Source organism: Mycobacterium gallinarum, assembly GCF_010726765.1.
In the GTDB taxonomy this organism is placed as follows: Bacteria; Actinomycetota; Actinomycetes; order Mycobacteriales; family Mycobacteriaceae; genus Mycobacterium; species Mycobacterium gallinarum.
In genome coordinates this window covers 1,349,595-1,370,368 of the sequence record NZ_AP022601.1, presented here as the reverse complement: position 1 = coordinate 1,370,368, position 20,774 = coordinate 1,349,595, and the positions used below count along the sequence as shown (strand labels likewise).

The following is a 20,774-nucleotide window of genomic DNA, read 5'->3' as shown; positions in this document are numbered from 1 at the left end:
TGGCGATGCCTAAGATCCGCAAGGTCCTGGTCGCCAACCGTGGCGAGATCGCGCGGCGGGTGTTCCGCACTTGCCGCGACCTCGGGATCGCCACTGTGGCGGTCTATTCCGACGCCGACGCCGACGCGTGGCACGTCGCCGACGCCGACGAGGCCGTGCACCTTCCCGGCTCGTCTGCCGCCGAGACGTACCTCGACATCCACCGGATCATCGCCGCTGCCTCGCTCACCGGCGCGGACGCAGTACACCCCGGCTACGGCTTCCTTTCGGAAAACGCCGGGTTCGCGCGTGCCTGTGCCGCCGCTGACCTCATCTTCATCGGTCCGCCGCCCGGGGCGATCGACGCGATGGGCTCGAAGCTGCAGGCTAAGAGGACGATGTCCGACGCGGGGGTGCCTGTGCTGCCCGGTGGCGAGACGACGGGGCTATCGGCCGAGCAGCTGGCGAAGCTGGCCGCCGACGTCGGCTACCCCGTGCTGGTCAAGGCCAGCGCCGGCGGCGGCGGCCGAGGCATGCGCGTTGTCGCGTCGCCGGACGAGCTCGACGAGGCGGTCGCCTCCGCTTCGCGTGAGGCCGCGGCCGCGTTCGCCGACGGCACCGTCTTTCTCGAGCGTTACGTCCGGCGCCCGCGCCACGTCGAGATCCAGATCATGGCCGACACGCACGGAAACGTCGTCTCTCTGTTCGAGCGCGAGTGCTCCGTGCAGCGTCGACACCAGAAGGTGATCGAGGAGGCGCCGTCACCGGTCGTCGACGACGCGTTGCGTGCTCGGATGAGCGAGGCCGCCATCGCCGCCGCGCGCGCCGTCGGTTACGTGGGCGCCGGGACGGTCGAGTTCGTCTATGACGCCGCTCAGGATGGCAAAGCCGACTCCTTCGCCTTCCTCGAGATGAACACCCGGCTGCAGGTCGAGCACCCGGTTACCGAGCTGATCACCGGCCTCGACCTAGTGCGTGCCCAGCTGCTCGTAGCCATGGGCCGCCCGCTGCCCGAGGAGATGCACAACCCGCGAATTCGCGGTCACGCGGTCGAGGCCCGTCTGTGCGCCGAGGATCCCGCCGACGACTACCGGCCCCACACCGGCACCCTGCGCACCATCGATGTCCCGGCGCTCGCCGGCGTGCGGGTTGACTCGGGTTTTCGTGCCGGTTCGGTCATCAGTCATTACTACGATTCGCTGCTGGCCAAGGTCATCGCGTGGGCACCAACGCGCGACGAGGCACTTGCCAGCCTCTCGGCGGCGCTGGCCGGCGCCCGTATTCACGGCGTGACCACAAATCGCAACCTGCTTGTGCGCGTCCTGCGCCATGACGAGTTCGCCGGGCGGGGCACCGACACTGGTTTCCTTGACCGACACGACGTCGCCGAACTCGGCGCTGCCCTCCTTGACACGCAGGCAGAGCAACTGCACGCCGTCGCGGCGACCGTCGCCAGCGTGGCCGCGCGGCGTGCCGCGGCGACGATCCAGGCCACATTGCCCGCTGGCTGGCGCAACAACCCATCGCAATCGCAGATCACGACATGGCAGACCCAGGACGGGCGCGAAGTGCGCGTCGGGTACACGTTACGTCTGACGGACACCTGCCTGCGCATCGATGACGAGGCGTTGGCCGACGTCGAGCTTGTCGCCGGCAGCAGCGAGCGAGTTGTGCTGCGCGTGAACGGCGTGCGCCGCGCCTACGACATAGTCCTCGACCGCGATATCGCCCACGTCGACTCGGTCGCCGGCTACTCCGCCCTGCGGCTGGCGCCGCGCTTCGTCGACCCGAGCACTCTGAACCCGCCCGGGTCGCTCACCGCGCCGATGCCGGGCTCGGTGATCCGACTACCGGTCGCCGAGGGCGAGACGGTGTCAGCCGGTCAAACGCTCGTCGTCCTGGAGGCGATGAAGATGGAGCACACCGTCGCGAGCCCGATCGACGGGGTGCTGAGCGCCCTGCCGGTCCAGGTCGGCCATCAGGTCTCGAGCGGTGATGTACTCGCCGTGGTCGAGGCGGTGGACGGCGGTGAAGTGGCGTCGCACGCCACGGAGCTCTAATGAACCCGGCGCGCTCCCGATCGGTGGCGCGTCGATACCGATGTGAGGAGCGTCATGGAATTGCACGAGACAGAGGAACGTCAGGACCTGCGCAAGGCGGTCGCCGAGATCGCCAAGGACTTCGGACACGAGTACTACCTGGAAAAGTCGCTGGCCGGCGGGAAGAGCACCGAGCTGTGGCAGGCCGTAGGCAAACAGGGCTTCCTCGGGGTGAACCTTTCCGAGCAGTACGGCGGCGGCGGCGGCGGTATCTACGACATGCAGATCGTCGGTGAGGAGCTCGCCGCGGCGGGCTGCCCGCTGCTGATGACCGTCGTCTCGCCGACCATCTGCGGCACGATCATCCAGGCATTCGGCAGTGAGGAACTCAAGCAGCAGTGGCTGCCGGGCATCGCCAGCGGCGAGACGATCATGGCCTTCGCGATCACCGAGCCGGACGCGGGCTCGAACTCGCACAACATCTCCACGACCGCGAAACGCGACGGTGACGACTGGGTCATCAACGGCACCAAGTACTACATCTCCGGTGTCGACGAGGCCGAGGCGATCCTGGTCGTCACCCGCACCTCTACCAACGACCGTGGCCGCGGGCTTCTCAGCCTGCTCGTCGTGCCCACCGATGCCCCCGGGCTGACCAAGTCGCTCATCCCGGTGCAGGCGGTGACTCCGGAGAAACAGTTCACTCTGTTCTTCGACGACGTCCGGGTGCCAGCAGCCAGCCTGATCGGTGCGGAGAACGAGGGCCTGCGCCAAGTCTTCATGGGCCTGAACCCGGAGCGAATCTTGGGGGCAGCGCTCGGCAACGGCATCGGTCGTTACGCGCTCGACAAGGCGGCCGGTTACGCCCGTGAACGCCACGTGTGGGGCGCGCCGATCGGCTCGCACCAGGGCGTATCGCACCCGCTTGCCCACGCCAAGATCCAGGTTGAGCTGGCTCGGTTGATGACCCAGCGTGCCGCCTCCCTGCACGACGCCGGCGACCCCGGGTCGGGTGAGGCGTCGAACATGGCGAAATATGCCGCAGCCGAGGCGGGCATCCTGGCGCTCGACCAGGCAATTCAGACCCACGGTGGCAACGGCATGGCCACCGAGTACGGCCTCGCCACGTTGTGGGGTCCGGCCCGGCTCATGCGCACCGCCCCGATCAGCCGCGAGATGATCCTCAACTTCGTGGCGCAGCACAGCCTGAATCTTCCCGCGTCCTACTGAGTCGCCGCGGACTGAAAGGGAATCGCATGCAACTCGGCATCGGTCAGTGGGTGACCCGGCGCTCCCTCCTCAACGGCGGGCGCACCGCGTTGATCAGCAACGGCGAGCACATCACCTACGCCGACCTCGATCGGCGCACCAACCAGGTCGCCGCCGCACTCATCACCCTCGGCGTGCGCAGGGGCGATCGGGTCGCTGTGCTGCTGGTCAATTCGACCGAGTTCATCGAGGTACTGCTGAGCTGCGCCAAAATCGGCGCACTTGCAGTGCCGCTCAACGTACGCCTTGCCGGACTCGAGATCGGCTACATCCTGGCCGACTCCGGGGCCGACATCCTGGTCTTCCACGAGCAGCTGGCCGCTCAGGCCACGAGGGCCGTCACCGAGCCCGGAGTCCGCGTGCGCCACGTCGTGCGCGCCGGTGGGGTACCGGCGCCGGGTGAGCTCGGCTACGAAGACGTCGTCTCGGCGGGAGCGCCCGAACCGCTCGGCGGTGACGTCGACGGCCGCGACCCCGCGTTCATCATGTACACGTCGGGGACGACGGGCCGACCCAAGGGCGCGATCCTCACCCACGACAACCTGCTATGGAACGCGATCAACGTCCTCGGCACCGACATCGGCCTGCGGGGCGAGGACGTCACCGTCGCGGTGGCGCCGATGTTCCACATCGGCGGGCTCGGAGTACACATACTGCCGCTGCTCTACGTCGGCGGCGCCAGCGTCATCATGCCGTCCTTCGAGCCGCGAGCGACGCTGCAGGCGATGGCCGACCACCACGTCACGGTCCAGTTCATGGTGCCGGCCATGTGGACCGCACTCACGCAGGTGCCCGACTTCGACTCCTTCAATCTGTCTGCGCTGCGTTTCGCCATGGGCGGTGGGTCGCCCGTCCCCCTCACGGTCATCGATTTCATGCGCGAGCGAGGCGTGCCCTTCACCGAGGGCTTCGGCATGACCGAGACCGCTCCCCTGGTGACCGTCCTCGACGCCGAGAACATCAGCAAGCGGGCCGGGTCGATCGGCCGCGTGGCAATGCATGTCGATGCCCGCATCGTCGACGACGACGACCGCGACGTCGCGACCGACACCGTGGGCGAACTGATCGTGCGCGGCCCGAACGTGTTCGCCGGCTACTGGATGAAAGCCGAGGCGAGCGCCGAGGCGTTACGCGGGGGCTGGTTCCACACGGGCGATCTGGGGCGTATGGACGCGGAGGGCTACATCACCCTCGTCGACCGCAAGAAGGACATGATCATCTCCGGCGGCGAGAACGTCTACCCGATCGAGGTCGAGCAGGTTCTCTTCCGCCACCCGGCGGTACTCGACGCCGCCGTGATCGGCGGCAAGGACTCGAAGTGGGGCGAACGCGTCGTCGCGATCGTCGTCGCCGACCCGGCAACACAGGCACCTAGCGCCGAGGAGATCGTGGCTTGGTGCCGGGAGCGGCTGGCGCACTTCAAGTGTCCGCGCGACGTGCACTTCGTCGCCGAACTGCCGCGCAACGCCACCGGCAAGCTACTCAAGACCGAGCTTCGCGCGCAGTTCACGGGCATCACGGGCGGAGTCGTCCTGCGCTGAGCCGTGCCCTGCACATCGCCGCTTCGCAAGTTTAGGTGGCGGAGCCTCGAAATCGGTGAACTGAAGAAGAGAATACGACCGCATTGGCGAGGGTTAGCGATTTCGTTCATCTCTCTCGAGATGGTGCGGCGGGTGTCGGCGCAGGCAATCCCAGCGTCGGTAGGATCACTGTTCTGCGGATCGGGCCGCGAACAACGTCAACCACAAGTCGGCAGGAGGAGTGAACGTGGCCGGTTTGCGTCGCAAACTGCTCCTCGAGGCCGCCGCCGACCTGTTCGCGCGCCAAGGCTTTCACGCCGTGGGCATCGACGACATCGGTGCCGCAGCAGGGGTGAGCGGGCCGGCCGTCTACCGGCACTTTCAGAACAAGGACGCGATCCTGCGCGAACTGTGCGACGCCGCCATGACTGAGCTGCTGGCCGGCGCCCGCCGCGCCACCGCGGCCGGCACACCGACGGAGGTCCTGCACGCCCTGGTCGACCTGCACGCGGCCTTCGGCGCGCGACGACGCGGCCTGTTGGCCGTCTACGCCCGCGAGCACCGCTCGCTGTCGCCGCTGGCGACCCGTGCCCTGCGACGCCGACAGCACAGCTACGAGTCCTTCTGGGTCGACGCGCTCGTACGGGCACGCGGCGATCTGGACCGTGAGCGCGCACAGGGCCTGGTCGCCGCCGTGCTGTCATTGCTGAACGCGTCCGCGCACATGCCGGCGTCGCTGGACGACGCGACGATCGAGGCGATGCTGGCCGCCGCGGCCATTTCGGCGCTGTTCAGCGGCGCGCCGTGACCGGATTTCGGCGTGGCGGCTGGCTGAGTCCCCTCAGGGGTTGAAGCCGCCCCAGCATTTCACGACCTGTCTGCTGACGTAGTCGGACTCGGGGATACACAGCAGGTAGACGGCGCCGGCGCCGCACCGGATTGCTCAGCGTGTATCGAGCAGCGATTCGGGAATGTCCACCACTCGGGATCGCACGTACTCCCCGAGGCCTTGGCTTGGGCGTCCGGCCGGGTCGAGGAGGCCACCCCGTGACCGAGCAATCCGTGCACGACCACGTTGCGGGCGCGCAGGTTCGGCAGTTCGAAGCGCTCGATGCGCAGGTAGCGCCGTCTCCGGCCCGAGCAGCGTGCGCAGCCGCTCGACGCTGAGATACTCGCGTGCCCAGCGTAGCCGGGGTCGTCGCGGGCCCACAGTCCTAGATTGGCGTTGCCGCCCTTGTCCCCGGACCGTGCGCCGAGGACCCTCCCAAGGGGTGCGCGCCGCGTCGGCCCAGAGGGTGCGGTCAGCTCCGCGGGCGGGGCGATCCCAGCCGGCGGGACGGCACCGGTCGGCAATCTCGTGCCGCGTGCCGTGGGCGTCGACGAGCACGTGCGTGAGGGCCGAGCGCGGCGCATAGGCCGGCCGGTAGATGCCGAAGGCAGTCTCCGAGGATGGTGGCGTGGTGGTGTGAAGCCGGCGAAACCAGCCAGGGCAATCTCCATGACCCCGCCGGAGAATGCCCGGCCCACCTTCCGCGGGTCGGCGTCCTTGACCGTCGCACGCAGATGCGCGCAGGCCTGCTCGTTCGTCGGCGCGTCGGGCACGTCAAAATGCAGCAGTCGAACGTCGATTTCGTCGAAGGCTTCCCGCCGCCGAGAACGTCGAGGAGCTGCTGCTCGGCGAAGGCCGCCTTGGCCTCGATGTCGAGTCCGGTGAGCGCCATGGTCATCGTGTTGCGGAAGTCGCCTACCTCGTTCAATGCTACCTTAAGCGTGTCCGGCGGCGGACTGCCTTTAGTGTTGCTGATCGCTACCCGATCCTCAGCCTGTTGTGTCAGTCGGATGGTGTCGAAGTGGGTCACGACGTCGGGGCCGAGGTAGGCGGGTTCGGCGATCTCGTAGAGCAGCTGGGCGGTGACCGTTCCAACAGAGACGAGCCCCCCGGTGCCCGGATGTTTCGTGATGACCGAAGAGCCGTCTTCGGCGACCTCGGCGATCGGGAAACCCGGGTAGCGCCGGTCGGTGATCTCGTCGAGGAACGCGTAGTTGCCGCCCGTCGCCTGAGGGCCGCACTCGATGACGTGCCCGGGCGACCACGGCGCCCGCGAGACAGTCCCAGTCGGCGGCCGCCCAGGCGTGCCACCAGGCGGCAGTACCGACCACGAGGGAGGCGTCGGTGACTCGGCCGGTCACGACGACGTCGGCGCCCGAACGCAGCGCCTCGGTGATACCCCAGGCGCCAAGGTCGGCGTTGGCCGACACCGGTTTGGTGCTGCCGACTGGCGGCGTAATTGCCGCGAGGCAGCCGTGAAGGTCGTCACCCTCGACGTGGGCGACGCGCGCGGTGAGGCCGAGACGTCCGGCCAGCTCGCGCAACGCGGTGGCCAGGTCGGCGGGATTGAGCCCGCCCGCGTTCGCGACCACCTTGATGCGCCGGTCGAGACAGGTGCCCAGCACCTGCTCCATTTGGGTGAGGAAGGTGCGCGCGTACCCGCCGGACGGGTCCTTGGCCTGGGCCTTGGCCAGGATGAGCATGGTCAGCTCGGCCAGGTAGTCACCGCACAGGACGTCGATCGGTCCGCCCTCGACCATCTCTCGGGCTGCGGCGATGCGGTCGCCGTAGAGCCGGAGCAGTTGCCGATGCGGACCAGGACGCTCACCGCTGACGCCCTGTGAACTGGCCCGCGGCGCGTCCGCTACCGGGCGGCCCCGCGAAGGCCTGGGCGATCGCGAGCCATTGGTCGGCTAGCGGGCCGTCGGCGACCAGGGCGGTGTCGTCGCGGTGGCGGCGTTGGGTGACCAGCAGGCAGAAGTCCAGCGCCGGCCCGCTCACGCGGTTGGCGGCGTCTGCTGGCCCCCACGTCCAGACGGTGCCGTCCGGGGCGGTCAGCTCGACACGGACCGGGTCCGCGGGCAGGTCCAGACCGTTGGTCAGGTAGCTGAACGCGCGCGCGCCCACCCCGATGTGGGCCACGTGCCGCAGCCGTGCCGTGGCCTCGCGGGTCGCATCCAGAGCGTCGACGACGTCCTGGCCGTGCGCCCAGGTCTCCATCAGCCGCGCTGTCAGCGACGAGACCGCGCTCATCGGCGGCCCGAACCACGGCAGGCGGGTCGCCGGGTCGATGTTCGCGAACGCGGCTACGAGGGCTGCACGCGACGTGTCGAACCACGCGAGGACGTCGGCAGCCGGCAGGGGGCGGTAGCGCTCGGCAACGACGTCGGGTGAGATGCTGCCGTCGGCCATCATCGGCAGGTATTCGCCGCTGAACCCGTCGGGGTCGGTGGCCGAGCGCAGCGCCACGTCGTCGAAGAAGGCCAGATGGCTGATCTGGTCGCGGATCGTCCAGCCCACGGCCGGAGTCGGCGTGTCCCAGCCGTGCGGACCTTCGGGCAGCGGTGCGATGAGTTCGCGCAACGCGGCCGTTTCGGCCTCGATGTCGGCGATTACCGACTGCATGCTCACCGCCAAGTCAACATCCCTTCCACTGCGGCGCGCGCTTCTCGCGGAACGCCGTCGGGCCTTCCTGCGCGTCGTCGCTCAGATAGACCGGCTCCCAGATCTCGTCGGCCAGGTCGCACGCGGCGGCGAGGTGGTGCTGCGCCGAGAGGTACACGGTGCGCTTGGACGCGAGCACCGATAGCGGAGCGTTCGCGGCGATGCTGAGCGCCAACCGCTGGGTACGCCCGCGCAACTGATCGGCCGGCACCACCTCGTTGACCAAGCCGACCTGGTGGGCGCGCTCGGCGGTGATCGGGTCGCCGGTCAGCAGGATCTGCATGGCAACGCGCGGGGGCACCAGCCACGACAGCGGTGTTGCCCACGGCGAACCGCGGCCGACCTTGACCTCGCTGACGGCGAAGGTCGCGTGTTCGGCAGCCACGACCAGGTCGCACTGCTGCGCGAGCAGGAAGCCCCCGGCGAACGCGACACCGTTGACGGCCGCGATCGTCGGCTTCGCGACGTCGATGTTGCGGCCGAACTGCGGAGCGAAGTCCTTCGGCGGCATCTTGAGCGCGTTCTGCGCCATCTCCTTCAAGTCCCCGCCGGCACAGAACGCCTTATCCCCTGCGCCGGTGAGGACCAGCACCTTCGCCGCGTCGTCGTCGTTGAAGCGACGCACCGCGTCGAAAAGCCCCGTGCGCACAGCGTTGTTCAGCGCGTTGCGCGCCTCGGGGCGGTTGATCGTCAGCCAGGCCACGCTGTCGACGACCTCGTAGCGAATCGGTTGCTCGCCCACTGGGTCCTCCGTCCCTCAACGTCGCCCCGCATCTGAGCGGCAGTTCACCCCGGCACCTCGACGAACGGGTCGGCCAGCTCAACGGTGGCTTCACTCGGTACGCAGGGACCGTCCTCACTCGAGACGAGCAGTTCGAGGTCGACGAGGCGCCGCCCCGCGTCCTGCCGTTTGCCGACGACCTTGCCGCTCAGGGTCGCGGTCTGGCCCGGGTAGATCGACCGGATCATCGAGATTTTGCGGCGTCGGATGAGCGCGTCGGGTCCGGCCCATTCGTTGAGGCCGCGGTCGATGAAGCCATGGAAGAAGAGGGTTGACAGGTAGATCGTGCGCTGGCCCTGGCTGCGCGCGTAGTCGGGGTCGTGGTGACCGGGAAACCAGTCCCATGTCGAAGCCGCGTTCATGCAGATGCGCTTGTAGCTGATCTCGATCGAGACGGGCGTGAGGGTGTCGCCGACGGTGATGTCCTCGAACCGCACGGGGACGCGGACCATGCTGTGCTCGGTGGAGTCGTTCATGATGCGCCTTCACTATCGGCGGTGTCGTATCGGAAGAGCACGTTGGTGTTGCGGCCGATGACCTCACCGTGCTGGTCGGAGAAGGTGCTCACCGTGGTGATGAACACGCCGGTGCCCACCCGCGTCGTCTTCGGCTCGGAGATCGAGTCGACCTCTTCCACAATCGACACATGATCGCCCACCCGGGGCCGGCGTTCGAACTCCGTCGTCGTTGATGCGTTGATGATGTGGTGGCCGGGCAACGGGACGCTGAGCGCGAACATCATGTCCGCACGCGCTAGGTACTCGGGCACCCACTGCGGCGCGAAGCCGAGGCTCATCAGCAGTCCGGGCGGGCAGTCCTCACCCTCCCAATAGCGGGGGTTCGCGTCCTCGACGAGCGAGCAGTAGTACAACACCATCGAGCGGTCGATCGGGAACCACGCACGCCGCGGTTCCGAGCGATGACCGATCCACGCCCGGCCCTCGTCGAAGGTCCCGAACGTCATGCCCAGGCCGGTGACGTCGCTCGTCGGCGCGCTCACGAGGCCACCAGCACGACGGCGCTCCCCTTTATCGCGGGTTCGCCGGTCTGGCGCGTGACCACGAGTTCGAGGTCGGCCACCTGCTGCCCTCCGGCCTCACGCACGCCGGTGACCCTGCCGGCGAAGCTGAGCAGGTCACCGGGCCATACCTGACCGGTGAAACGGATGCCGAACGAGCGGATGTTGGCCAGACCTACCCAGGCGGTCAGCCGCTGGGCGAGCACGCCGCCGTGCAGCAGTCCCATGCCGAACACACCGGGCATGCCGGCCGCGCGGGCGAACTCTTCGTCGTGGTGGATCGGGTTGAAGTCGCCGCCGGCGCCGGCGTAGCGAACGATGTGTGAGCGCGTCAGCGGGCCGAACTGTGAGGTCGGCATCTCGTCGCCGGCGGCCAACGCCACCGGTGCGGAGGATGTCGTCATTGGGTGGAGCCTCCGGTTTCGATCAAGACGTCGGTCTGGCGCACGACGAGCTCGTCGCGCTGATTGGTGAAGTCGGTCTCGATCGTGACCATTGTCATGGTGCCGCCGCGCTTGCCCTCGCGGCTGGTCACGTTCGACACCCGGCGCGTCTCGGTGAGCTCGTCGCCGACGAACACCGGCGCGAAATACTCCCAGCCGCACTCACCGTGCAGTACGCGTCGCAGGTCGAGCCCGAGGGCGCCGAACATGTCGTCGTCGGCGCGCCAGTGAGCCGAGGAGACGACGAAGGTCGGCGGAGCGGGGATCGCGCTGAAGCCGGCGGCCCGGGCGGCTGCGGCGTCCTGGTAGATCGGGTCACGGTCGCCGAGCGAAAGCGCGAACTCGCGCACTTTGGACCGGTCGACGGGAAACGTGGTCCTCCCGAGCCGCGTCCCGATAAGCGAGGCGTCAGCCACTCTGGTCACCTTCCCCGCCGGCGAAGGCCGGCGCACAATCGCGGATGAGGCTGCCAATGTTCTCGGCGATGCGTTCGGGCGCGAGGCCAATCGAGGGTGAGTAGAGAACGATGTGGTCCAGCACGCCCTCATAGCGGCGCAGCCCGTCGCGGACCTCGGCGGCGGTGCCGGCCACAGCCATCGCGTCGATCATGTCGTCGGTGACCGCGGCGAACATGGCCGGCAGGTCACGCCGCGCGAACGCGTCGCGGATGGCCGCCCCCTGCGCGGCGAAACCGCTCACATCGAGAACGGGCTCGTAGGTCTTCACCGAGGAGTAGAACGCGATCTGCTGCGCGGCCTCACGACGCGCGATCTGCGGGTCGTCGTGCACCGCGCAGATGACCATCGAGACGATCTCAACGTCGGCGGGATCGCGTCCGGCCCGCTCCGCACCGCGCACGACGGCTGGGCGGGCGACCTCCTCGACGTAAGCCGTGGTGAACAGCGGATGACCAGCCAACCCGTCGGCCACGCGCCCGGCCACCTCGCACATCCGCGGACGCACGCCCGCGGTGATGATCGGGATCGCTCGCTTCGGCGGCGCGACGTCGCCGGTCGGGACGAGATTCATCCGGTAGAAGCGACCCTCGTGGCGCACTGGGCCCTCGTGCAGGTTCCAGATCCGACGCACGAGCGGGACCAACTCCTCCATGCGCAGAGCGGGAGCGGAGGTGTCCTCCACGCCGTGCCAGTCGCTCATCATGCGGCGTGTGCCGTTGCCGAGCCCGAGCACGACGCGCCCGCCGGAGAGCTCGTCGAGGTCGCGCGCCTCTGTGGCGAGCACGAGCGGGCTGCGCCCGACGCCGTACAGGATCGACGACCCGATGCGGCAGCGCTTTGTGCGCGCGGCCATCGCGGCCATCGAGATCGAGCCGGAGCGCGAGTAGAACTCCGAGGCCCAGGCGGCGTCGAAGCCGGCGAGATCGGCAGCCTCGGCGGTCTCGACGAGGGTGGCCAAGTCCGCGCCGAGCACCGAGACGCCGTACGTGCTCACGACGCCGCCGGCCCGAATCGGACCAGCCCAAAATTGTCGTTCACCCGCTCGAACACCGCGCGCACTCGCGCGCCGATGACGACGTCATCGGGGGCCACGCCCTCGAGACTGGCCAACAACTGCGGCCCCTCGTCCAGACGAACGAGCACGACCACGTACGGCTCGCTGCGCGGGAACGAGTCCCACGGGGGGCGGTACACCGGCGCGAAACTGACGATCTCACCAGTACCCGCCGCGGTCTCCCAGGCCAACTCACCGTCATGGCAGACGGGACACACGAGCCGCGGGTAGAGGAACGGGTGGCCGTTCGCGCACCGCTGGAAAACGAGTACGCCGCGGGCCGCCGCTGCGAAGTAGGGCCGGTTGACATCGGTCAGCGGCGGCAGCGCCTCAGGATCGTGCAGACCGTCGAGGGAACTCGAAGCTGCGGTCATGACGCTCCCTCCATCACCATGCTGACGTGACTGCACAGCATCGAGCCGTAGCTGTGCACGAACGCGGTATCCGCCCCGAGCACCTGACGGCCCTCGGCGCGACCGGACAGCTGCCAGTAACCCTCAAGGATCTGCGAGATGCCAGAGGAGGTCCCGGTGTGCCCGAACCGGATCAGGCCGCCGTCGGTGTTCACCGGCAGGTCGCCGCCCGGATCAGCGCGCCCGTCACGGTAGAAATCGCCTGCCCCGCCGGGCTTCACGAAGCCCACCTCCTCCAGGATCATCGCCGGGTTGGAGGCGAAGGCGTCGTAGAGCAGAGCGATGTCGACGTCGGCCGGCGCCCGTCCGGAGCGCTCGAAGGCCATCGGACCCGAACGGGCGGCCCCGGTGCGACCCGGCCGGGCCAGCGAGGTCAGGAAGCCGTGGGTGTGACCCTCTCCAAAGCCGAGCAGGTGTACCGGCCGGTGCTTGCCCTCGCGGGCCCGGCGGGCCGAGCCCAGCACCAGCGCGCCACCACCCTCACAAGGAATCGAACAGTGGTAGAAGTGGAACGGCCCAGCGATCGGCCGGGACGACAGCACGTCTTCCACACTCAGGCGTTGCGAGCGGTGCGCGATCGCCGCGGGGTTCAACGCCGCCCACCGGTCCTGCGACGCGGTGACCTCGGCGATGTCCGCCTTGCCCTGTCCTGTCTCGTGCATCCAGGCCTGCGCGATCAAGCCGTAGAGCGCCGGCACGGACGGTCCGTAGGGCATCTCGAACGCGTGGTCGCACACCAGCGCCATCAGTTCGCGCCCGCCATCGCGGATCGGCGGAAACTTGCCCGCCGACACGACCAGCACCGTATCGGCCTCGCCCCGGGCGATGACGTTACTCGCCATGCGCGTCATGGCCAGATGAGTCCCGCCGCCAAGCTGACAGGTCATCTGAAGTTTCAGGTTGTGCAGCCCAAGGTAGTCCATGAGGTCCTCGGACAGGAAGACCGAGCCCTCGTCCGTCATCGGCCCAGCGCACACCAGGCCGTCGACCTCGTCCGGGACCACCCCTGCGTCGGCGAGAGCCGCGACCGCGGCGCGCACATGCAATTCAGTGGAGGTGTATGGAACGTTTCTTCCTGGACTAAGTTCGGCGGCACCGATGATGGCCGGCTGGTCGTGTGACATCCGGGCTCCTCTCGACCACGCGTTCAACGCCGGCCCCGACGTGAACGACGGTTAGCATAGCGTGCCCAGCGGTCCGAGTCACCCCCGCCCGCACCCGCCGCTAGCGCGGTATGAATAATCTGGAAAGTCGTTGCGCCTCTTCCCAAGAGGGCGCCGGGATGACCGAAACCCGCGCCGCTCGTGTCGTTTCTCGACGCTGTCCAGGTGACAGACGCGGCCGATCGTGAAGCCCGCTGGTTCCGGTGGGCGCCCGGCGCACGCCGGGCGGATCAATGCGCGCTCAGTCGCGCGTTTTTCTGAAGTGGCGCGGTGAACGACCGGTCCACCGTTTGAAGGCATGTGTGAAGTTCGTGAGGTCCGCGTACCCGAGTTCTGCCGCGATCTCGCTTACAGACACCGAGCTGTCGAGAAGTCGCAGAATTGCTCGCTCCTGCAAGAACGACTGACGTAATTCGCGAAAGGTGGTCCCCTCTTCGCTGAGGCGCCGCTTCAACGTGCTCGGGGATATCGAGAGCTCGCCCGCCGTCCGGCTAATGTTCGATTGTCCGGGATCTTTCTCCAGCAGATCCCTTACTTTTTCGGAGAACGACGTGTCACGTCGTTGATCGAGAGTTCGCTGCAAATCGGTGACGGCAATCCGATACGCAACAGGATCGGAGAATCGACAGACCTCCTCGAGCGTAGCCGCGGGAACGTGGACGAACGAGCTGGGGGCGCCGAAGAAGATCCGACCCGCCAACACTTCTTCATGAAGAACCCACGACTCCGGCGCTGAATGACTCAGATGCAGTTCAATATTCGGTACGGCACCCGCGAGCATGTCGAGCAGACGCAGCAGCGCCAGCCCACCGTAGGTGACGGCCAGGCAGTTCAGGCCAGCGTCACCTGTGCGACCGGTGAGCCCGATCGTGAGGCCGCGTTCAGTCGAATGGAACGACGGGCTGAGGGCTGTTGTGATCACCGGCAGATAAGCAAGCAACTCAACAACCTCGGCTACCGAGCCCGCGCTGACCAAGGGAACACTGAGTGCCCCAAAGGACGTCAGTTTGGCGTGTTCGGCGAACGCGAAACCCAGACGGGTTCCCTGATCACAATCGAAATCGGGGTATATCTCCCTGAACCACCGTAAGGGGACCTGCGCGTCGCGCCCCACCAACATCGACTCGGTGACGTGGTCGCGAACCATGAGGCTGCGGAGCGCATTGCTTGCGTCATGCCCCAGCGCCTCGCTGTCCAGCATCTGCAGGAAAGCAAGCGCTGGCATACCCGAGTCGTCGAGTTTCACGTGCCTCCTTGCGCGTGAGCTAAAAACACAACTCTTTGAGTTCTACGAGACTAGCGACGCTGGTCACGCGCGACAACACTAATTACGAGGAGTTCGAGATTGAGGAGAGTTAACCATGGCAGTCGTCACCTTCGTCTCTCATGATGGCGAGAAGTACGAAGCCCCCTTGACCGAGGGGCAGTCCTTAATGCAGATCGCGGTCAACAACGCGGTGCCCGGCATCGACGGCGATTGTGGAGGGGAAGCCGCCTGCGGAACGTGCCACGTGATCGTCGCTCCCGAGTGGTCGGACACCGTGGGTCTCTGCGGCGCCAACGAAGAGGAGATGCTCGCGATGAACCCTGAGCGTCAGCCGACGTCGAGGCTGTCTTGCCAGATGGCCGCCTCCAAGGCATGGGATGGCTTGACGGTCGAGCTACCCGAATTCCAGCTCTGAAACAACGTCATGAATTTGGAGGGACGAAATATGAGTATTCCCGCGACAGTGACCGCCAAAGCCCAGTCTGCCGTGCCTTTGGAGCTGCAAATCCGCGGCGCACACCTGTACGACAAGACACGCCGGTGGGTAACCGGCGCCAATGGTAAGAAGATCTTCACCGAGACCCCTATTCCCCCGGTCGAGGACGTCGATATCGCCGACATCGATCTCAGCAACCCGTTCCTCTACCGCCAAGGCCGCTGGAAGTCCTACTTCGAACGCGTGCGCAACGAGGCGCCGGTGCATTACCAGGCCAACAGTCCGTTCGGCCCGTTCTGGTCGGTGACCCGCCACGCGGACATCATCGCCGTCGACAAGAACCACGAGGCTTTCTCCGCAGAGCCGTTCATCATCATCGGGAGACCCCCCCGCTTTTTGGACATCGCCATGTTCATCGCGATGGACCCGCCACAACACGACCTGCAGCGAGCTTCCGTCCAAGGGGTTGTCGCGCCGAAGAACCTGCGCGAGATGGAGGGGCTGATCCGCTCGCGTGTCCAGGAAGTGCTGGACAATCTACCGGTGGATCAGCCGTTCAATTGGGTGCACCACGTCTCCATCGAGCTGACAGCGCGCATGCTCGCGACCCTGCTGGACTTCCCGTACGAGCAGCGGCACAAGCTCGTGGAATGGTCGGACCTCGCCACCTCCATGGAGCAAGCCAATGGTGGTCCTTCCGACAACGACAGAGTGTTTCGTGGCATGGTCGACATGGCTAAGGGACTCAGCGCTCTCTGGCATGACAAGGCGGCCCGTACCGCCAACGGGGAGCAACCGGGCTTCGATCTGATCACGATGCTGCAGGCCAACGAGGACACGAAGGATCTCATCGACCGCCCGATGGAGTTCCTCGGCAATTTGGTATTGCTGATCGTCGGGGGAAACGACACGACTCGCAACTCGATGAGCGGAGGGGTTCTCGCCTTGAACCAGTTCCCCGATCAGTTCGAGAAGTTGAAGGCGAACCCTGACCTGATTCCCAACATGGTATCCGAGATCATTCGCTGGCAGACTCCGTTGGCGTACATGCGCCGAGTCGCGAAAAAAGACATCATGTTGAACGGGCAATTCATCCGCAAGGGCGACAAGGTCGTGATGTGGTACGCCTCTGGTAACCGCGATGAGCGTGTCTTCGAGCGGGCCGATGAGTTGATCATCGATAGGAGCAACGCCCGCAATCACATCTCGTTCGGGTTCGGCGTGCACAGGTGTATGGGAAACCGACTTGCTGAGTTGCAGCTTCGAATCCTGTGGGAGGAATTGCTCCCTCGCTTTGAGAACATCGAGGTGGTCGGCGAACCCGAGTATGTGCAATCGAATTTCGTCAGGGGTATCAGCAAGCTGATGGTTCGCCTCACTCCCAGGCCGAGTGCATGACTCCCGAACGAGCGGTGATCGTCGGCGCGAGCCACGCCGGCGCGCAGTTGGCAGCTAATCTTCGAAGGGAGGGGTGGGCTGGGGAGGTCGTGCTCATCGGCGACGAGGGGGGACTGCCCTACCACCGGCCTCCGTTGTCGAAGGGATACCTGGCCGGCAAGAACGGCCTCGACGACCTCCTGATTCGCGGCGCTGATTTCTACGAAAAGCAGAACATTCGACTCTTCAATGCGACCGTGGAGGCGATCCACCGGAGTGCCAAGCGTGTGTCTCTGAGCACCGGCGACACGCTGACGTACACCAAGCTCGCGTTGTGCACCGGCGCAAGGGCCAGACGACTCCCCACACCAGGGGTGGATCTTCCCGGAATTCACTACCTGCGTACCGCTGCAGACGTCGAGTTGATCCGTGCCGCCGCCGCACCGGGTCGGAGGGTCGTGATCGTGGGCGGCGGTTACATCGGGTTGGAAACGGCGGCCTCGCTGTGTTCGCTCGGCATGAACGTCACTGTCCTCGAGGCAACCGAGCGTGTACTCGAACGGGTCACCGCGCCGGAGGTTTCCGCGTTTTACACGCGAATCCACCGCGGCGAGGGAGTGGAGATCCGAACACACGCTCTCGTCGAAGCCTTCTCCGGTAACGGTGGGGTGCAGGAGGTCGTGCTGGCTGACGGCGAATCGATCCCCGCCGACTTGGTGATCGTCGGCGTCGGTGTGGTGCCGAATACCGAGCTCGCTGCGGCCGCAGGATTATTTATTGACAACGGCATTGTGATCGACGACCAGGCCCGCACCAGCGACCCCGACATCGTGGCAGCCGGCGACTGCACCAGCCACACCATGGCCCGATACGGCTCGCGTATTCGCTTGGAGTGCGTGCCGAGTGCCGGCGAGCAGGCCAAGATCGCTGCGGCGACAATCTGCGGTAAACACAGCGCGATCGCTGCGCTTCCGTGGTTCTGGTCCGACCAGTACGATCTCAAACTCCAAATTGCCGGTCTCAACGCCGGATACGACGAAGTGTTGCTCAGTGGTGACCCGTCGCGTGACCGTGACTTCAGCTGCTTCTACTTCCGCGAGGGCGAACTCATCGCCGCCGACTGCGTCAATCGTCCTCGCGATTTCATGTCCAGTAAGCGGGCCATCAGCCAGCAACTTCGGGTTGACCGCTCAGACCTCCTCGCCGGCTCGATCTGACTCCCTGCGACGGTGAAACCATGCGCTCGAAACTCCGCAGACTCTGCCGTCTGCTCAGATGCATAGGTCGCGAAAGCTTGTTGGTCACAAACTGTGGACAACTCCCAGGTACCTGAGTGCTACGCGGGAGATCCGCTCACCAGTGGTGGCGATGTCCGCGGCTGGGAGTACAACATGACTCACTGTCAGTCGCACCAGAACATCTGCGACGTCCTCGACGTCTTCGGGGTCGAGATCGGCGAAGTGGTCGTTAAACCACGTGGTCAGAGCCCCGGAGCAGAGCTGAAGCAGGGAAGCCGAGGTCGGCAGAAGAGGAAGGACCCCCGTAGACGACGAGCCACCGCCATCATTCCCCGAGGGGTTGGACGTCAGAACTGCCTTGAGGAGCGGGCTGCCTTCTGCTTCAGAGAGGGTGAACTGCACCGCTGCGGTGATGCCGCCCTGCACATCGCCCACATGTTCGGCAAGGACGGCACGAATGCCTTCCACGAAGCGCTGGCCCTCTGACACCACAAGCGCGTCACCGAGCCCCTTTTTGTCGCCGAACTCTTTGTACAACGTCGGGCGGGAGACGCCGACCGATTCGGCAACCTCGCTCATCCGGACCTGATCCCAGCCCTTCTCGATGGTGAGTTCTCGTGTCGCCCTCAGAACCTGTTCGCGCACATGCCGGCGGAAAGACATCCGAACTGGTTCAGTTGGCATAGAAGCAGGATAGGCGCCAGCCCTGAAAGGGCAGTAAACCGACTGCAGGGTTCATATGGTCCTGTCGAGAAAGTCGACGACCACCGTCGAGAATTCGTCGTTGTTGTCGCCAGCAACCATGTGGCCTGCGCCCGACACGTCGACGGTTTGCGCGTGGGGAACCAAGGTGAGGAAGTCCTTCACTGTCTCTTCGGAGACGATGTCGGATAGCAGGCCGCGGACCAGCAGCGTCGGCGCGGACACCTGCCGCGCGCCATCGAGAAGGAACGCGCTCATCATTTCGAAGTCTCTAGCGCCTTCGTCTGGATCACCCTGGAGGAACTGGAAATTCGACGTCACAAACGCAGGGTCCCATCGCCAGACCCACCGACCGTCTGTCCGTAGCCGGAGAACTTTTTGGAGGCCGTCGACGTTTTCGGGGCGAGGACGGTGCGGATTGTAGGCGGCGATCACGTCAGCGGCCGACTCCAGGCTGTCGAAACCTTCGGGATGTGCCGCCATGAACGCTACGACTCGTCGGGCGCCGTGCATCTCCATTCGCGGAGTGACGTCAACCAGAACGACAGCGCGCCATAGCTCCGGCGAGGCGAGCAAGTGCGTGCCGAGAATGGTCAAACCGCCCAACGAAGCCCCGATCGCGGCAACTGGGCGGCCGGAATCGGCGTATGAGCGCACGGCCAGCAGGTCGGACCCCAGCCGGTCCATGTCATAGCGTCCGTCCGGATCCCAGTCGCTGTCCCCGTGTCCCCTGGTGTCGTACGTGGCTACCGTGTAGCCCCGCTGGTGCAGGCGTTGGGCGGTGACGTCCCAGGCATGTCGGCTCTGACCGCCGCCGTGAAGGAGCAACACAACCGCCCGCGGCGCGTCACAGCGATAGAGGTCGACGGCCAGCGACAGCCCGTCGGCCGTGGGCACGCGCTCGACGACAGGGACCGACGAATCACTTGCTCTGTGTGCAGGCATCAGGAGTTCGTCTTCGGTGCGACGACGGTGACGGTGCCCTGGGCCGCACACACCGCTCTGCCGTCATTGCTGATGTCGATCCGCGCCACACCGCTGGTTCTGCCCAGCGAGATGATCTCAGCCATGGCTACGCACGTGCCACTGGAGACAGGACGGAGCAGATTCAGTTTGAACTCCGTCGTCGCGACCCAGGATCCCATCGGAATCACGGGATAAAACACCACTCCGAGGCAGTGGTCGACCATGGCCGACAAGCAGCCCCCATGCAGGTTGCCGAAAGGCGTCTTCAGGTCGTCGCGTGCGTCCATCTCCGCGACGAGCCGTCCCGCAGTGAATTCCGTGTGGCGGAAGCCGAGATAACCGGCCAACCCGCCCGTGGTTTCTGCTGCGCTCTTTAGTTGCTCAGCGACCTCTTCGTTGAACGTGGTGAATTGCACAGACACTTCCGGCCTCCTACCTCAGCTGCGGTTGAGACATTACGCCGTAGTTGTCACACCGGCCGACGGTGGTCACCCGCCAGGATCGCGGGAAGGAGGAACCTCGACAGAAACGCCCGGAGTCCGTCACGACTGCGCTCCCGCGGCCCTCGAACAGTCAGCAGGCTCAGTATCGTACGGACAACCCACTCGGCGGCGTCGTCGACGGAGACGCCCGGTTCCACGCAACTCCAGTGCTTGGTGAAGATGGGACGCAGAAATTCGGTGACGATTTCGAAGAGGGACGTCGAGGTCCCCGCCGCGAGACCCACGCAGGCGAGTTCTTCGTCGCTGCCGAACAACAATCCGATGATCTCTTCGCGGCGCGCGGCCTCAACTGTGTATTCCACGAAATCGACGAGCGCGGAGCCCAGGTCGGCGTGCGCCGCGATCCGCGGGCTGATGCGGTCGAGATAACGCTCGGCGGCGCGAATGATGACGCCCGACATCACCGCCTCCCGACTGGGGAAGTAGCGATACACCGTTGCCCTGGATACACCCGCTGTTCTGCCGATGTCCTCCATGGTCGTGCCCGCCACACCGCAACTCTCGAGGCACCGCTCGGCAGCATCGAGCAACCGGTCGCGAGCGGACCCACGATCTGTCGGCGCGGCGGCGCCCCATCTCAACAACTTCGTCGACACACAGCCAGTATGCCGCGAGCGCACACCATTGTGACTTGCCCACGCACATGACACCATCG

The 20,774-nt window shown here is 66.2% G+C and carries 23 protein-coding genes and 1 pseudogene; 7 read left to right on the top strand and 17 right to left on the bottom strand.

Annotated features, from left to right (window positions below):
* Positions 1-5 precede the first annotated feature (5 nt).
* The 4 genes from G6N42_RS06830 (at position 6) to G6N42_RS06815 (ending at position 5,615) form a co-directional block, all read left to right on the top strand.
* Positions 6-2,039: an ATP-binding protein gene (locus G6N42_RS06830; RefSeq protein ID WP_173390231.1), complete on the top strand. Its 2,034-nt coding sequence runs from the start codon at positions 6-8 to the stop codon at positions 2,037-2,039.
* Between the two features lie 54 nt (positions 2,040-2,093).
* Entirely contained in the window at positions 2,094-3,248 is a 1,155-nt protein-coding gene (locus tag G6N42_RS06825) for an acyl-CoA dehydrogenase family protein (protein ID WP_014213385.1), read from the top strand.
* Between the two features lie 26 nt (positions 3,249-3,274).
* Positions 3,275-4,828: an acyl-CoA synthetase gene (locus G6N42_RS06820; protein WP_014213386.1), complete on the top strand. Its 1,554-nt coding sequence runs from the start codon at positions 3,275-3,277 to the stop codon at positions 4,826-4,828.
* A 226-nt stretch (positions 4,829-5,054) separates the two neighbouring features.
* Positions 5,055-5,615, top strand: a complete 561-nt coding sequence (locus G6N42_RS06815) for a TetR/AcrR family transcriptional regulator (protein ID WP_014213387.1) — start codon at positions 5,055-5,057, stop codon at positions 5,613-5,615.
* A gap of 59 nt (positions 5,616-5,674) precedes the next feature.
* Here G6N42_RS06815 and G6N42_RS31700 read toward each other — a convergent pair whose 3' ends face one another.
* The 13 genes and pseudogenes from G6N42_RS31700 to G6N42_RS06760 all read right to left on the bottom strand — a co-directional run bounded on the left by G6N42_RS31700 (position 5,675) and on the right by G6N42_RS06760 (position 14,876).
* The gene (locus tag G6N42_RS31700) at positions 5,675-6,220 is read right to left on the bottom strand and encodes an AtuA-related protein (protein ID WP_418887811.1); all 546 of its coding nucleotides are present in this window, start codon (positions 6,218-6,220) and stop codon (positions 5,675-5,677) included.
* Entirely contained in the window at positions 6,109-6,831 is a 723-nt protein-coding gene (locus G6N42_RS31695; RefSeq protein WP_434059609.1) for an acyclic terpene utilization AtuA family protein, read from the bottom strand. The genes G6N42_RS31700 and G6N42_RS31695 overlap by 112 nt, the downstream gene beginning before the upstream one ends.
* A gap of 121 nt (positions 6,832-6,952) precedes the next feature.
* A pseudogene (locus G6N42_RS31690) lies at positions 6,953-7,396 on the bottom strand (acyclic terpene utilization AtuA family protein); the annotation flags it as partial.
* A gap of 64 nt (positions 7,397-7,460) precedes the next feature.
* Positions 7,461-8,273 carry a TIGR03084 family metal-binding protein gene (locus tag G6N42_RS06805; RefSeq protein WP_041302568.1) on the bottom strand — a complete coding sequence of 271 codons (813 nt, stop codon included), beginning with the start codon at positions 8,271-8,273 and terminating at the stop codon, positions 7,461-7,463.
* A gap of 1 nt (position 8,274) precedes the next feature.
* The gene (locus tag G6N42_RS06800; protein WP_163727756.1) at positions 8,275-9,042 is read right to left on the bottom strand and encodes an enoyl-CoA hydratase/isomerase family protein; all 768 of its coding nucleotides are present in this window, start codon (positions 9,040-9,042) and stop codon (positions 8,275-8,277) included.
* A gap of 44 nt (positions 9,043-9,086) precedes the next feature.
* Complete coding sequence (locus G6N42_RS06795) at positions 9,087-9,557, bottom strand: hotdog family protein (protein WP_014213392.1); 471 nt, start codon at positions 9,555-9,557, stop codon at positions 9,087-9,089.
* Positions 9,554-10,045 (bottom strand): FAS1-like dehydratase domain-containing protein, encoded by a 492-nt coding sequence (locus tag G6N42_RS06790; RefSeq protein WP_173390307.1) that lies wholly within the window; start codon positions 10,043-10,045, stop codon positions 9,554-9,556. The genes G6N42_RS06795 and G6N42_RS06790 overlap by 4 nt, the downstream gene beginning before the upstream one ends.
* Before the next feature lie 32 nt (positions 10,046-10,077).
* Positions 10,078-10,503: a dihydroxy-acid dehydratase gene (locus G6N42_RS06785; protein WP_014213394.1), complete on the bottom strand. Its 426-nt coding sequence runs from the start codon at positions 10,501-10,503 to the stop codon at positions 10,078-10,080.
* Entirely contained in the window at positions 10,500-10,958 is a 459-nt protein-coding gene (locus tag G6N42_RS06780) for an FAS1-like dehydratase domain-containing protein (protein WP_014213395.1), read from the bottom strand. The genes G6N42_RS06785 and G6N42_RS06780 overlap by 4 nt, the downstream gene beginning before the upstream one ends.
* Positions 10,951-11,994 (bottom strand): LLM class flavin-dependent oxidoreductase, encoded by a 1,044-nt coding sequence (locus G6N42_RS06775; RefSeq protein WP_014213396.1) that lies wholly within the window; start codon positions 11,992-11,994, stop codon positions 10,951-10,953. Before G6N42_RS06775 ends, G6N42_RS06780 begins: the two co-directional genes overlap by 8 nt.
* On the bottom strand, positions 11,991-12,428 hold the full coding sequence (locus G6N42_RS06770; RefSeq protein WP_014213397.1) for a Zn-ribbon domain-containing OB-fold protein: 438 nt from the start codon (positions 12,426-12,428) through the stop codon (positions 11,991-11,993). Before G6N42_RS06770 ends, G6N42_RS06775 begins: the two co-directional genes overlap by 4 nt.
* Entirely contained in the window at positions 12,425-13,591 is a 1,167-nt protein-coding gene (locus G6N42_RS06765) for a thiolase family protein (RefSeq protein WP_014213398.1), read from the bottom strand. The genes G6N42_RS06770 and G6N42_RS06765 overlap by 4 nt, the downstream gene beginning before the upstream one ends.
* A gap of 280 nt (positions 13,592-13,871) precedes the next feature.
* The gene (locus G6N42_RS06760; RefSeq protein ID WP_014213399.1) at positions 13,872-14,876 is read right to left on the bottom strand and encodes a helix-turn-helix domain-containing protein; all 1,005 of its coding nucleotides are present in this window, start codon (positions 14,874-14,876) and stop codon (positions 13,872-13,874) included.
* 115 nt (positions 14,877-14,991) lie between these two features.
* Here G6N42_RS06760 and G6N42_RS06755 point away from each other — a divergent pair, with 115 nt between their 5' ends.
* Genes G6N42_RS06755 through G6N42_RS06745 form a run of 3 tightly spaced genes read left to right on the top strand, consistent with a single transcriptional unit; the run spans position 14,992 to position 17,927 of the window.
* Complete coding sequence (locus G6N42_RS06755) at positions 14,992-15,312, top strand: 2Fe-2S iron-sulfur cluster-binding protein (RefSeq protein ID WP_014213400.1); 321 nt, start codon at positions 14,992-14,994, stop codon at positions 15,310-15,312.
* A gap of 30 nt (positions 15,313-15,342) precedes the next feature.
* On the top strand, positions 15,343-16,731 hold the full coding sequence (locus G6N42_RS06750; RefSeq protein ID WP_014213401.1) for a cytochrome P450: 1,389 nt from the start codon (positions 15,343-15,345) through the stop codon (positions 16,729-16,731).
* A complete protein-coding gene (locus tag G6N42_RS06745) occupies positions 16,728-17,927 on the top strand; it encodes an NAD(P)/FAD-dependent oxidoreductase (RefSeq protein WP_014213402.1) in 1,200 nt (399 codons plus the stop codon). Before G6N42_RS06750 ends, G6N42_RS06745 begins: the two co-directional genes overlap by 4 nt.
* Before the next feature lie 84 nt (positions 17,928-18,011).
* Here the strand turns inward: G6N42_RS06745 and G6N42_RS06740 are convergent, their stop codons facing one another.
* The 4 genes from G6N42_RS06740 to G6N42_RS06725 form a co-directional block, all read right to left on the bottom strand.
* Complete coding sequence (locus G6N42_RS06740; RefSeq protein WP_173390308.1) at positions 18,012-18,593, bottom strand: TetR/AcrR family transcriptional regulator; 582 nt, start codon at positions 18,591-18,593, stop codon at positions 18,012-18,014.
* A gap of 90 nt (positions 18,594-18,683) precedes the next feature.
* The gene (locus tag G6N42_RS06735; protein WP_014213404.1) at positions 18,684-19,595 is read right to left on the bottom strand and encodes an alpha/beta fold hydrolase; all 912 of its coding nucleotides are present in this window, start codon (positions 19,593-19,595) and stop codon (positions 18,684-18,686) included.
* Positions 19,595-20,032: a PaaI family thioesterase gene (locus G6N42_RS06730; protein ID WP_041304006.1), complete on the bottom strand. Its 438-nt coding sequence runs from the start codon at positions 20,030-20,032 to the stop codon at positions 19,595-19,597. The genes G6N42_RS06735 and G6N42_RS06730 overlap by 1 nt, the downstream gene beginning before the upstream one ends.
* A gap of 53 nt (positions 20,033-20,085) precedes the next feature.
* Entirely contained in the window at positions 20,086-20,772 is a 687-nt protein-coding gene (locus G6N42_RS06725; RefSeq protein ID WP_163727752.1) for a TetR/AcrR family transcriptional regulator, read from the bottom strand.
* Positions 20,773-20,774: the final 2 nt, after the last annotated feature.

Coding starts and splice junctions, on each gene's coding strand:
- G6N42_RS06735 (WP_014213404.1), bottom strand. CDS start 19,595: ATGCCTGCACACAGAGCAAGTGATTCGTCGGTCCCTGTCGTCGAGCGC.
- G6N42_RS06750 (WP_014213401.1), top strand. CDS start 15,343: ATGAGTATTCCCGCGACAGTGACCGCCAAAGCCCAGTCTGCCGTGCCT.
- G6N42_RS06755 (WP_014213400.1), top strand. CDS start 14,992: ATGGCAGTCGTCACCTTCGTCTCTCATGATGGCGAGAAGTACGAAGCC.
- G6N42_RS06790 (WP_173390307.1), bottom strand. CDS start 10,045: ATGACGTTCGGGACCTTCGACGAGGGCCGGGCGTGGATCGGTCATCGC.
- G6N42_RS06745 (WP_014213402.1), top strand. CDS start 16,728: ATGACTCCCGAACGAGCGGTGATCGTCGGCGCGAGCCACGCCGGCGCG.
- G6N42_RS06765 (WP_014213398.1), bottom strand. CDS start 13,591: ATGTCACACGACCAGCCGGCCATCATCGGTGCCGCCGAACTTAGTCCA.
- G6N42_RS06795 (WP_014213392.1), bottom strand. CDS start 9,557: ATGAACGACTCCACCGAGCACAGCATGGTCCGCGTCCCCGTGCGGTTC.
- G6N42_RS06825 (WP_014213385.1), top strand. CDS start 2,094: ATGGAATTGCACGAGACAGAGGAACGTCAGGACCTGCGCAAGGCGGTC.
- G6N42_RS31700 (WP_418887811.1), bottom strand. CDS start 6,220: ATGCGCCGCGCTCGGCCCTCACGCACGTGCTCGTCGACGCCCACGGCA.
- G6N42_RS06725 (WP_163727752.1), bottom strand. CDS start 20,772: ATGGTGTCATGTGCGTGGGCAAGTCACAATGGTGTGCGCTCGCGGCAT.
- G6N42_RS06830 (WP_173390231.1), top strand. CDS start 6: ATGCCTAAGATCCGCAAGGTCCTGGTCGCCAACCGTGGCGAGATCGCG.
- G6N42_RS06770 (WP_014213397.1), bottom strand. CDS start 12,428: ATGACCGCAGCTTCGAGTTCCCTCGACGGTCTGCACGATCCTGAGGCG.
- G6N42_RS06820 (WP_014213386.1), top strand. CDS start 3,275: ATGCAACTCGGCATCGGTCAGTGGGTGACCCGGCGCTCCCTCCTCAAC.
- G6N42_RS06785 (WP_014213394.1), bottom strand. CDS start 10,503: ATGACGACATCCTCCGCACCGGTGGCGTTGGCCGCCGGCGACGAGATG.